Genomic DNA, 12,534 nt, shown 5'->3' with positions numbered 1-12,534 from the left:
GAAGGTCCGAATCATAATATCGGAAACCTGGGTGGCGTTTACGACCACAACAGAGAAACCTGGATGGTTCCGTCTTCACGAATATCCCTACACATTCGTGAGGATCCGAATCAATGATATCGGAAACCTGATCCCGGCCTGCCGGGAGACAGAGAAACCTGCGTGGTTCCATCTTCACGAATATTAGCTTCGCATTCGTGAAGACCGGATCATGATATCGGAAACCTGATCCCGGCTTGCCCGGGAGACAGAGAAACCTGGATGTTCCCCTCTTCACGAATTTTTTTTGAAACCTACGTGCCGATATTCATCGGGTACGTTATTGTCGATAGACATTTTAATGCTGAACTGCTCAGCGGGCGCCCCGCGCAAAGAGCCTCGAAATTTCTTTGTGTTAAGGGCCGCGTTAAGCAGTAAGCATAAAGTTCCTAAACCCTAAGTTTGATTAGCACCCCTGGAAAAAGCGTTAATGACCTGATTTGCATTGAATGATTTAGTTTTCAGTCGGTAACCGGGCAGGCCAGCAATGGATGCCTGGTTACTCTCTTTTAAGTTCTTAATACAATTTAAATAAAATATTCATCTCCGTTTATGCGGGGCTGTAACCTCTAAAAGTCGACGTCATTGATCAAAGGATAAAGCAGTTCAAACTGTAGTCCGGAGTACACACATCAGAGCAATTTCTTAATCCGTAAACCTGTGTGAGCTACGTCGACTTTTTTCTTCTTTTTAAAAGTATATATACTCCCAGCAAGACTGCCACCCCCACGCCAGTTACAAGCAACCACCGGTAGCCCATACGTGCTTTTATCAGCGGCTGTGTATCGCCGGTAAGGATCAAATGTGCCCAATATCCTGGGGTTTTATGTAAAGCATTGCCATGCAGGTAATCGAGTTTTGCCTGTCGCAATGCTTTCGATTTTGTATATCCTTTTTGTAAGTATTGATGAAATTGATGCAGTATGGTGGCGGTGGCGGCATCATCGGCCTTCCACAAACTGTTCACCATACTGGCGCAACCTGCATAGGCAAACCCCCGGGTAATGCTCAGTACGCCTTCGCTGTTTACCAGCTGCCCGTTCCCCGTTTCGCAGGCGCTTATGATGATGAGCTGCGTGGCTTCCATGTTCAGCGCATACAATTCTTCGAGGTACAGGGCATCCTGCGTGGTTTGCTGGTATTGCGGATAAAAGGCAATGAACGAGGCTGCGCTGTTGCCAGTGTCGGCAATGGCATGTGTGGCCAAATGCACAACCGGGTATTGCGAAATATTTTGCAGGAACCGGGCCTTGGTTGCCTGCTGGTTGGCGAATTGCAAGCCGGGTACCCCCGCAATCTCCTGTGCACTGGCAGGCAGCTGTTGCATGTAGTTATATGTGGCGTTCGGGAACCGCATACCGCTTTGTGCAAAGGGGGCAAAGGCCAGGGTGCCCGCCGGGGGGGTGGTCTGCAGGCGCCGGGCCCTATTGGCAGTAATGAACCGCGCACCGAATTGATAACTGATCTCTGTAGTCTCTATCAGTGGTTTGGCAGCTGCACCCGGGGTGGCGGGTAATGATTCAAAGGGCAGGTAATACAGGATGTTATCGGGAATGATGATCCATTCGGGTTTATCACCGGCCAGTGCCTGCACCGGTTTTACCAGTTGGGTATATAATAATTCCCCCCATTTTCCGCCTTTAAACCGGCGGCCCGCTTCGGGGTTTTGCAAAGCGGTGAGCCATTCGCGAATATTTTGTTGAATGGTGGCAAAGGAATCGATGCGGGTATGTTTAAAGTTGTGCTGCGTGATCACGAACACATGCAAGGCATTGCCCGCCGAATAAAAACTGATAACGGCCTGTTGGCCGGTAATGAATTGTTGTATGGAATCGGGGCGGGGCCAGTTCTCACTGTATTTACGTTGGTAATAAACACTGTTCTGTTCAATGGCATGTTGCACCTGCGCCAGTTGTATTTCATAGTCGGCTTTTTCATTGGCGAGGGTAACCAGGGCACTGCTGTCGGCTGTTTTATCGGTGCTGATGCTCAACCTGGCCAGGTTGTATTTGAGATTTCTTTCTTTTTGCATTAAGGCCGGGTCAATGCCGGGCAATTTGCGATAACCTTTTTCAACCAGGCCACTGTACATGACCGAAGCCTTGTTGCGTTCGGCGATCACAAATGCCTGCTGCGCATAACCCGCGCCGGGATGCAGGGTATGCAATTGCATACAAACGCCTACCGCTTTTTGATATGCCTGCTGGTTGTTGTTCTTCAGGAACAATTTGGCTTCATCGGTATCATAGCTTTTTTCGATATAGCGTAATAATGAAATGGCGCTGGTATAGGTGCGCAATGCGGCCTGCAGTTGGGCTTCGTTATGCTGTACCTGGTATAAGACTTCGAAAGTGGCGGCTTTTTTTAACAGTGCGTCGAACAGGCGGTATGAAGTGAATGTGCCGGTGAACTGATCGGGATTGTAGCCGGGATCGCTGTTTTTGAAATGCCCGCTGAATACAATGATGGCCTGCTGGTAAGCAGCAAGGGCCCTGTTGTATTGCTGATTTTGCAGCAGCCAGTCGCCCAGGTATAATTGATGTACACCGTAATAGGTATTGTTGGGCGGTATTTTATGGGCAAGGACCAGGTTATTGAAGCGGCTGAGGTAATAAGCCGCGGAATCGGCATGGTGCAACAATAAATGCGTATGTGCCAGCTCGTTGAGCACGCGGGGCAGGGCAGTGGGGTTCACCCCGTAAAACCAGTGCAGCGCCTGCAGGTAATTGCCCATGGCTTTATACGCCATGCCCATGTTGATGGTGATCTCGTTGGTAAATACTTTCTGCGAACGTATGGTTTGGTAAATAGTAATGGCTTGTTGGTACAAACCCTGCTTATAACATACAGCCGCTATGTTGTTCTCGATGTTCACCACCCAGCCGGGGTCGCCGGCCGGGTTCTTTCGCAGTATGGCCAGCGCCTGGGTAAAATAGTTGCGGCTTTGCACATAGTTGCCATTCTCATAATACAGCACGCCGAGGTCGTTGTACAGCCGTTCTTTTTCGGGCACATGCGGAAAGCGTTGCGACAGGGCTTCGGCCTGCAGCAAAAAATAACTGGCCGAATCGAAATTGTTCAAATGGTAATAGGCCGAACCGGTATGCTGGGCCACTTCATACAACAGCGAATCGCTCCAGCTGCCATTGCGTTCTTTTATGCGGTGGGCCTGCAGGTAGGAGGCAATGGCCTGTGCATAGTTGGTGTTTACATCCTGTAAAATGCCGCTGTTCAAATGAGCATAGAAGAGCAGGGAGTCGGGGGCAGAACCGGGGCTTTGGGCCAGCGACAGCATTTGCTGAAAGGTCGCCAGCGCCAGGCTATCGGTGGCATCGGTAGGGTTGGGCAGGTGAAACAGGTGGTTGGCCCTGTTGTACAGTGCCCTTATTAGTTGAGGATTGGCAGGATTACCGGTGCGGTAACCACAAACCAGCCAACCGGCCAGTAACAGCCAGCCTTTCCAAACTATACGCCGTAAAAGGTTCCTCACCATTTTTCCCATGGGTTAGGCGAAGATAAAGAAAGCGGAAACTATTTTTAATTGGCAAAGCCGGCAATGATCAACAACGGGGGCCGCGGTTTATAATTTATGATCAGGTAATTGAAAAAGCTCTGCCGTTTGCTGGTCACTTCCTGTATGAGGGCCGCAGGAATGCTCGATACTTTATCGTAATACATCACCTTTACCGTAATGGACTGCATGGCATTATTGCTGGCATCGTTGAGGCGGTACTGTATGGGGATCTGTTTAAAATCGCCATTCCTCAGCACAGGACCAAAAAGGCCATCGGTCAAAGATTTTTTCAGGTTAATGATACCGCTTTTGGTGCGAACGCGCAGCTTTTGGTCATTCGCCTTGCTGCCGGGCGCCGCATTGTCGAAGGCACATTTAGAATCACCACTGGCGGCACTGTCGGGATAGTCGCTATCGTTGCTGGCGTCGCAAATGGTATTCTTGAAGGGATTGGCGTCAAACACCGGCTGGGCGAGGGTATCGTTATTCGAAATAACATAAATGTTATCGAGATAGGTCATGCCGCCAATGATCAGCTGGCTTACGCAGGTATCGGTAGTGCCTTTTTTCACAAAAGCAACATTGTACCGTACGCCGGTTTCACTTTGCGACAGGTTAAGCACACCTGTGGTACGGTTCATACTAAGCCCATCGGGCCAGGAGAGCCAGGTTCCGTCAATGCCGGAATTGTTGAGGGGCGCAACAAAAAAATCGCCGCTTTGTGTGGGCTTTTTATAAAGGATGCTGTCCCCATAATTGGGGGCGTAGAGACATGAGGTAGTTGTACTGGTTAGGAGCGTAGTGTTCGTAGTGCTGGTATCAACACTTTCTTCTACGGCAGGGTCTGTATGGTCTGCTTTGTTGCAGGCAACAAACGCAAATAGCAATACGAAGGGCAGCAATGTTGAACAGTAGCTCAGTTTGCTTTTCATCTATGTTTCGGTTTTAACGCGGGAATCCAAAAAAATGAGAACAAGGTTTTGTTTTGGTCAGGTACCAGCGTATATCACCGTATTTCAACGGATACGAATAAACAAATATTCTATTTTTAGGTCATACTATACGAATATATATTATGATGCTATTTACAACACTGGTTATCAGTGGTTAAAAGGTGGTGATTTTCATGGTGTTGTTTTCGAACGAAAGGATTGCTGACATATTAGTGTGTGACAAAATACGATAAAACCGCTGGCCCTGCAATAGGTGTTTTTCCGGTATCTTCAGGGGCTGGTTAACCATTTCATTATTTGGGGCGCAAAACACCGATCCGTCAGCAGGCGTCATTTACGTCACCATTCACCTCCTGCTCACAGGTACAAATAATAATCCTTCATGAGCTCCACAAACTCGGGCGTATAGCCGCCGGTGGCGTTCCGGATGGTGAGTTCGAAAGTGGGCGCAAAATCGTCGGGCGTTCTTGTGTAATGTAAGATGGCGCGGAAAAAAGGATGGCCCGGGCTTTGCCGTACGAAGAGTTTTTCGGTGAGTGAGAAACTGGCCCCGGTAGCCAGTTGGTTAAAATATTCCCAGCGATGATAAGGCAGCAGAATGCCGAAAGCCCCATGGGGTTGCAGGTTGGCGCTGATCACCTGCACCAGTTCGTCGAGAGTAAGGTGTTTGCTGTGTTTGGCTGTTTGCTCGCGGTCATCGGCCGGTTGCAGGTCGTCTTCAAAGAAAGGTGGATTGGAAATAATGAATTCATATTGCATCGGGAACCTAAAGCTGCGGGCGTCGCCCGGAAATACCTTCAGGCGCGTTTTCCAGTCGTTCTGACTGGTATTTTCCTTTAATTGTTTATAGGCAGTAAGGTCGATCTCGATGCCATGGATCGCGGCCTGGGAGCGTTGAGCGAGCATCATCATCAACAGGCCGGTGCCGCTGCCTATATCGAGCACGGTAGTGTATTGGGGTATTTTGGCCGAAAACCAGGCGCCCAGGATACAGGCGTCGGTGCACACTTTCATGGCTACCTGGTCCTGGTGAATGGTGAATTGTTTAAATTGAAAATATGAGTTGGCCACAATAAAGTTTGTTAGTTTTTGAGTTAGTTTATAAGTTAACCAGTGAACTAACTAATAAACTCAGAATTCTGCCCTGGCGGTAGGACTGGCTCCTAAATCCACAAATTCTTCATTAAGATACTTATAGTACGCCGTCATGGCGATCATGGCGGCATTATCGGTACAGTATTGAAAGGCAGGAATAAAAGTCTTCCAGTTATTTTGCTCACCCAGTTCGGTAAACGCTTTGCGCAACCCGCTGTTGGCCGATACGCCCCCGGCAATACAAAGCTGATCGATACCGGTGGTGAGGGCCGCGGCCTTTAACTTGTTCAGCAAAATAGAAACGATGCGGTGCTGAATGGAGGCGCAGATATCGGCCAGGTTCTCTTCCACAAAACGGGGATTGGCTGCGGTGTTCTCCTGCAAAAAATACAGGATGGCGGTTTTGAGCCCGCTGAAGCTGAAACCCAGTCCCGGTATTTGCGGTTCGGGAAATTTGAACCGTTTAGGGTTCCCTTCCTTTGCATATTTATCAATGAGCGGGCCACCGGGGTAGGGCAGTCCTAACAATTTGGCCGATTTATCAAAAGCTTCGCCGGCGGCATCGTCCATGGTTTCGCCGATCACTTTGAGCGAAAGCGGCGATTCGCAGAGTACGATCTGGGTATGGCCACCGCTTACGGTGAGGCAGAGAAAGGGAAACACGGGTTTGGGGTCTTCGATGAGGTTGGCCAGCACATGTGCCTGCATATGGTGTACGGCAATGAGCGGCACATTGAGCGCCAGGGCCAGCGATTTGGCAAACTGGGCGCCTACCAGTAAGGACCCAATGAGCCCGGGCGCCTGTGTAAAGGCAATGGCGTTTACAGATTGCAGGAAGGCTGCCGTATCATTACCGTTCTCACCAGCCTGCGAAGCGGCCTTTTGTAAAGCAGCGTTTACTACCGGCACAATATTTTGCATATGGGCGCGGGAAGCCAGCTCGGGCACCACACCGCCATATTGTTCATGAATGGTTTGATTGGCAATAAAATTGGAAAGGATTTCGCCGTCGCGAATAATGGCGGCCGACGTTTCGTCACATGATGATTCGATTGCTAGAATTGTAATACTCACGCCGCAAAGCTAATATGATAATGTGATAATTAGCTAATTTGATAATGCTTCAATTTCGGGCAGTCCCAATAAAATCGAAGTTCATGCGTAAGCATTCGGGAAGGTTGTATTCCATTATCATTATCGAATTTATTTGGACCTTATAGCAACCACCGGGTCCATCTTCGCTGCTATTGATGCCGGAATAATGCCCGCCATTACGCCTACAACGATACAAATGGAAATGGCCAGCACCAGGATGTTGGGCGCTATAAACACGGTAAAGCCAAAGATGGCCTTGGAGGCCAGAGTGAGAATAAATACAATGGAAAGCCCGAACAACCCACCCATGATGCAAAGGAAGGCGCTTTCGAGCAGGAATTCGGTGAGGATCATTGACCGTTTGGCGCCAATGGCTTTTTTCAGTCCGATCTGCGAGGTGCGTTCGCGCACGGTCACAAACATGATATTGGCCACGCCAAACATGCCTACCACCAGCGAAAGGGTGGCGATGGCCCAGCCGCCTTTGTTGATGCCACTGAAAATATTGCTGGCAAAACTGCTGAAGGCGTCAATATCATTGAGGGCAAAATCATCTTCTTCAGTGGGTTTCAGTTTGCGGATCGACCGCATGGCGCCGGCCAGCTCATCGCGCAATTGCGCCATGGGCACATTTTCGCGGCCCTGCACCATAATGATGGGATTGCTGTTCTTTTCGCGCACCATTTCTTTCATAAAACCCAGGGGCATCAGAATGCTGTTATCGTATTCCCACCCACCCACAAAACTTTTACCCTGCTTTTTGATGAGGCCAACCACCTGGGCGCGTTTGCCCGATTTCAGGATGACTGTTTGCCCCACCGCTTTTTCGGCTTTGCCAAACAGGGTTTCGGCAATGGTATTGCCCATCACGATCACATTGGCGGCAAAATCGTAATCGGCAGGTTGCAGGTAACGGCCCTGCTCAATTTCTACCGGTTGTATATTCACGAATTCATCGGTAATGCCGTAATAGTTCACGCTGTTGATGACATCATCTTCGTACCCCACATAACTGTTGGTATTGATATTGAAGGCCACATTGGCGGCGGCTGGTACTTTTTGTTTAAGCAGCAGCATTTCTTCATGGGAGGGCGACGGGCGTTTTACATAGCGCCACCAGGGGTAATCGGGACCACCGGCATACACCCATTTGTCGATGTACACGGTATTTGAGCCCAGGGCCTTGATGTCTTTTTGTACCTGGTACTCGAGGCTGTCGACCGTGGCCAGCACGCTGATGATACAAAAGATGCCAAAGGCCACGCCTGTCAGCGACAGCATGGTGCGGATCTTGTGCGATTTAAATTCCTGCCAGGTGAGGTTGAGGCTACTGCCCAGTATTTCGAGTACGCGACGCATAGCGTAAATGTAACATGATTCACCTGATTGTGAAATAGCTTCCGTGTTAAAAGGTTGCCTAAGCTGAAGGATGGGGTAATGATCGTGAAAAGGATAATTGAATATACTAAATAGCCCGTTCAGTATTCAAACCGCTCCACCTCCTGCTCGTTCAACATATGACGGATGAACGCGTTGTGGTTCTTCATGGAGCCTTCGGCATCCCAGGTGGCGGAAAAGGTAGTATGATTGCGGGTTTGCTTACTTTTTCTGAAAGAAAGATGGTATTGTTTCATGAGGGTTTCATATTTCTCAAACACCTGGTCGTGGTAGGGGCAGGTGATCTTGTACGTGTGCAGGCGGTTGATCTTGTCAATCCAGTCTTCAATAGCCGTAAATGCGTTCAGTACGCCCACCAATACGATGCAGCCACCCAGCGCAATGTACTGATGGCCGGCGCCCACACCCATACCCAGGGCGGCAGTGACCCAAATAGTGGCCGCAGTGGTAACGCCGTATATGCCGGTTCCACCCATAAAAATTACGCCCCCGCCTACAAAACCGATACCCGTTACAATATTGCTGGCGATACGGTCGGGTGAAGTGCGCGAACCAATTTCCATCGAGAACATCGTGAACAGGGCCGAACCGAGACAGATAAGCATCAACGTGCGCAGGCCGGCCGATTTATTATGGTATTCCCTTTCGGCGCCAATGATGCCGCCGATGAGCACGGCGATCAGCAGTTTAATAATTATTTCCAGCGTATCCATGTTGGTTCCGGTTTTAATTTCCTGGCCTAAGATACCAACTTGTTGCCTATCTTTCGGGCATGTTTATCATCGAAAATCAACAGATCAAAGCCGTTATCAATGCCAAAGGCGCGGAGCTTACACAACTGGTGCATAAGGAAAATCAATTAGATTATATGTGGGCGGGCGACCCGGCCTTTTGGGGCAAACATTCGCCCATCTTGTTTCCTATTGTAGGCACGTTAAAAAATAATACCTACCTCCATAAAGGAAAACCGTACCAGCTGCCCCGGCATGGGTTTGCGCGCGATAAACAATTTGCGGTAGAGGAACACAATGGGGACACCATTACTTTTTTGCTTCGCAACGATGCCGAAACCGCAACTGTGTATCCTTTTATATTTGAGTTTCGCATCAGGTATACCTTGTTTGAAAATTCGCTGGCGGTGACTTATGAAGTAGTGAATGCCGGGAAAGAAGAAATGTATTTTTCTGTGGGCGCGCACCCCGCCTTTAAAATACCATTGGTGCCGGGCACTGCATATACCGATTACTATTTACAGTTCAACCACACAGAAACCGCGCCCCGCTGGCCCATTTCACCGGATGGATTGATTGAAATAGCCCCGCTGCCATTACTGGAAAACACCAACCGGTTGAACCTGTCGAAAGACCTGTTTCAGCAGGATGCGCTGGTGTTGAAGGGCATAAGTTCTTCCATTGTAACGCTGGGGTCCGATAAAACAACCCATGGCTTCCGGTTCGATTTTCCGGGTTTTCCATTTCTTGGTCTTTGGGCCGCCAAAAACGCCGATTTTGTATGTATAGAACCCTGGTGCGGTATTGCCGACAGCGTAACTACCAATCAGCAACTGGAAGATAAGGAAGGGATCAATAAGCTTACTTCGAATGAGACGTTTACGCGGACGTGGACGGTGAGTGTATACTAATGTTGAAATATCATCATTCTCCGTTTTGCTAAAATCGCCCCTGTTTGCTTCCCTAATCGCCTGCCAAACCTTAACTTTGCGGCACTTTTCAACTGTTGGTAATACAGCTGAACGGTTCATAACACAATGAAATACAATAACGAAATTCATAAACGACGCACTTTTGCTATTATTTCGCACCCTGACGCCGGTAAAACCACCCTTACCGAAAAGTTCCTGCTGTTCGGCGGCGCCATTCAAACGGCCGGGGCAGTGAAAAGCAACAAGATCAAGAAACACGCTACCAGTGACTTTATGGAAATAGAACGCCAGCGTGGTATCTCGGTGGCTACGTCGGTGATGAGCTTCGAATATAAAAATACCCTCATTAACCTGCTCGATACCCCCGGTCACAAGGATTTTGCAGAAGATACCTACCGCACCCTTACGGCGGTTGACAGCGTTATTCTGGTGGTTGACAGCGTGAACGGGGTTGAGGAACAAACCCGCCGCCTGATGGAGGTTTGCCGCATGCGCGATACCCCGGTGATCGTGTTCATCAATAAAATGGACCGTGATGGTAAGAACCGGTTCGACCTGCTGGAAGAAATAGAAAAAGAACTGAATATTTCGCTGCACCCCATGACCTGGCCCATCAACAGCGGAAAGGACTTTAAAGGGGTGTACAACCTGCACGATAAGAACCTGCTGCTTTTCACCGCCAATACAAAGGCTACCGATGAGGATACTGTAAGTATCAGTGACCTCAGTTTGCCCGTGCTCGATGAAAAGATCGGCGAGAAGGACGCTGCCATTTTACGGGAAGATGCCGAGTTGTTGGAAGGCGTATATGGCGAATTGCCCGTACCCGATTACCTGAGCGGCAAAGTGGCGCCGGTATTCTTTGGCAGCGCCATCAACAACTTCGGGGTAAAAGAAATGCTGGATACCTTTATCCGCATTGCCCCCGTTCCGCGGCCGCGCCCCACCTCGGTGCGCGATATTCCGCCTACCGACGACAAGTTCAGCGGCTTTATTTTCAAGATACACGCCAACCTCGATCCCAAACACCGCGACCGCATCGCCTTTTTACGGGTGTGCAGCGGCAAGTTTGAGCGCAACAAATATTTCCATCACGTACGGCTCGATAAAGACGTTCGTTTCAGCAACCCCTATACCTTCATGGCCCGCGACAAGGATGTAATTGAAGAAGCATTCCCCGGCGATGTGGTGGGTTTGTTCGATACCGGCAACTTCAAGATCGGCGATACGCTCACCGAAGGCGAAAATTTTTTCTTTACCGGCATACCCTCTTTCTCCCCTGAAATATTTAAAGAGGTGATCAATAAAGACCCGATGAAAACCAAGCAATTGGAAAAGGGGCTTTTACAGCTTACCGATGAGGGTGTGGCCCAGCTGTTCACCCAGTTTGGGGGTAATAAAAAGATCATTGGCTGTGTGGGCGACCTGCAGTTTGAAGTGATACAATATCGTTTGTTGCAGGAGTATGGCGCCAGCTGCGAATTCAGGGCCATGCCTTATTACAAAGCCTGCTGGATCACCAGCGCCGACCCCAAAAAGCTCGACGATTTCACCCGTTTCAAAAGTAATAACATCGCAACCGATAAAGACGGCCACCTGGTGTACCTGGCCCAAAGCGAATGGTTCCTGAATACCGAAAGAAGCAATAACCCCGATATTGAGTTTCATTTTACCAGTGAGATCCATAAAGAGGCAGTGTAGGCGGAATATGTTAATTTGCTGATTAGCTAAGTTGCGCTAATCTATGGTGATATTTGAAACTGACCGGTTAATTGTCCGTCGCTACACTGCAGACGATGAAGAAAATTTCTTCCTGTTGAACGGTGATCCCGAGGTAATGCGGTACATCCGTGAGCCCAAGGACCGCCAGGAATGTTCCATTTTTTTAAAGCGGAACCTGGCCCTGTACCAGCACCAACCCCTGATGGGCCGCTGGGCCATGGAAGAAAAAGGCTCCAACGCCTTTGTTGGCTCTTTTGCCATTATTCCGGTTGAAACGACCGACAGCCGCCGCCATAGTGAAATACAGTTGGGATACGCCTTGTTGAAAGATTATTGGGGGAAGGGGTATGCCACCGAATCAACACTGGCCGGTAAGCAATATGCGTTTGATGTAATGAAGCTGCCATTAATAGTGGCCATCACCGAGCCGGCCAACATTGCCTCGCAGAAAGTATTGCTTCGCTGCGGGTTTCAACAACAGCCCGATATTAAAGAAGGCAATAAACCCCTCTGTTATTTTACCAGCCGCAATCCCAATTGTATAGAAACCGAACGGCTTCATTTATTTCCGCTTACAGCCAGTCAATTACATTTATACCTGAAGGCAAACGACGGGTTGGAAAATGCCCTGGGCCTTACGCCCTTTGGCCGCACCATTGCCCCGCAGGTGAAAGATATGGTGGCTAAGTTTACCCTGCCCAATATGGAAAAAGCTACCGGCAATGATTATTTATTTTACACCTTCTGGCTGGTGGTTGATAAACAAAGCAGGCTGATCGTGGCGGAGCTGGGCTTTAAAGGCCCGCCGGGTGAGGATGGGCGCGTAGAGATTGGTTATGGCACCATGCCGGCCCAGCAGAACAAGGGCTATATGACCGAAGCGGTGAAGGGCCTGTTACAATGGGCTGCCGGCCGCTCAGCTATTAATACTGTGCTGGCCGAAACGCATGCTTTAAATAAAGCTTCAATAAGGGTGGTGGAGAAGAACGGGTTCACCAGGAGCGCCCAACACGGCGAGATGATCTGGTGGGAAAAACGAATCTAATCTCTACATT

The 12,534-nt window shown here is 49.3% G+C and carries 9 protein-coding genes; 3 read left to right on the top strand and 6 right to left on the bottom strand.

Annotated features, from left to right (window positions below; genetic code table 11):
* Positions 1-706 precede the first annotated feature (706 nt).
* The 6 genes from A3860_RS30745 to A3860_RS30720 all read right to left on the bottom strand — a co-directional run bounded on the left by A3860_RS30745 (position 707) and on the right by A3860_RS30720 (position 8,807).
* The gene (locus tag A3860_RS30745; protein WP_158085418.1) at positions 707-3,532 is read right to left on the bottom strand and encodes a CHAT domain-containing tetratricopeptide repeat protein; all 2,826 of its coding nucleotides are present in this window, start codon (positions 3,530-3,532) and stop codon (positions 707-709) included.
* Positions 3,533-3,576: 44 nt separating this feature from the next.
* A complete protein-coding gene (locus A3860_RS30740) occupies positions 3,577-4,485 on the bottom strand; it encodes a hypothetical protein (RefSeq protein ID WP_081153931.1) in 909 nt (302 codons plus the stop codon).
* A gap of 378 nt (positions 4,486-4,863) precedes the next feature.
* Positions 4,864-5,577 carry a tRNA1(Val) (adenine(37)-N6)-methyltransferase gene (locus A3860_RS30735; protein ID WP_081153929.1) on the bottom strand — a complete coding sequence of 238 codons (714 nt, stop codon included), beginning with the start codon at positions 5,575-5,577 and terminating at the stop codon, positions 4,864-4,866.
* 60 nt (positions 5,578-5,637) lie between these two features.
* Positions 5,638-6,675, bottom strand: a complete 1,038-nt coding sequence (gene tsaD / locus A3860_RS30730) for a tRNA (adenosine(37)-N6)-threonylcarbamoyltransferase complex transferase subunit TsaD (RefSeq protein ID WP_216823548.1) — start codon at positions 6,673-6,675, stop codon at positions 5,638-5,640.
* Positions 6,676-6,804: 129 nt separating this feature from the next.
* On the bottom strand, positions 6,805-8,055 hold the full coding sequence (locus A3860_RS30725; RefSeq protein ID WP_081153927.1) for an ABC transporter permease: 1,251 nt from the start codon (positions 8,053-8,055) through the stop codon (positions 6,805-6,807).
* A 119-nt stretch (positions 8,056-8,174) separates the two neighbouring features.
* A complete protein-coding gene (locus A3860_RS30720) occupies positions 8,175-8,807 on the bottom strand; it encodes an MgtC/SapB family protein (protein ID WP_081153925.1) in 633 nt (210 codons plus the stop codon).
* Positions 8,808-8,866: 59 nt separating this feature from the next.
* On the opposite strand from A3860_RS30720, the gene A3860_RS30715 reads away from it, so the two are divergent.
* From A3860_RS30715 to A3860_RS30705, 3 genes are all read left to right on the top strand, one after another.
* The gene (locus A3860_RS30715; RefSeq protein ID WP_081153923.1) at positions 8,867-9,736 is read left to right on the top strand and encodes an aldose 1-epimerase family protein; all 870 of its coding nucleotides are present in this window, start codon (positions 8,867-8,869) and stop codon (positions 9,734-9,736) included.
* 126 nt (positions 9,737-9,862) lie between these two features.
* On the top strand, positions 9,863-11,458 hold the full coding sequence (locus tag A3860_RS30710) for a peptide chain release factor 3 (RefSeq protein ID WP_081153921.1): 1,596 nt from the start codon (positions 9,863-9,865) through the stop codon (positions 11,456-11,458).
* 43 nt (positions 11,459-11,501) lie between these two features.
* Complete coding sequence (locus A3860_RS30705; protein WP_081153919.1) at positions 11,502-12,524, top strand: GNAT family N-acetyltransferase; 1,023 nt, start codon at positions 11,502-11,504, stop codon at positions 12,522-12,524.
* The last annotated feature ends 10 nt before the right edge of the window (positions 12,525-12,534 follow it).

The sequence above is a fragment of the Niastella vici genome, assembly GCF_002077945.1.
Lineage (GTDB): Bacteria > Bacteroidota > Bacteroidia > Chitinophagales > Chitinophagaceae > Niastella > Niastella vici.
Note: the sequence above shows the minus strand (reverse complement) of the source record. Positions and strands in the feature narration are given on the sequence as shown.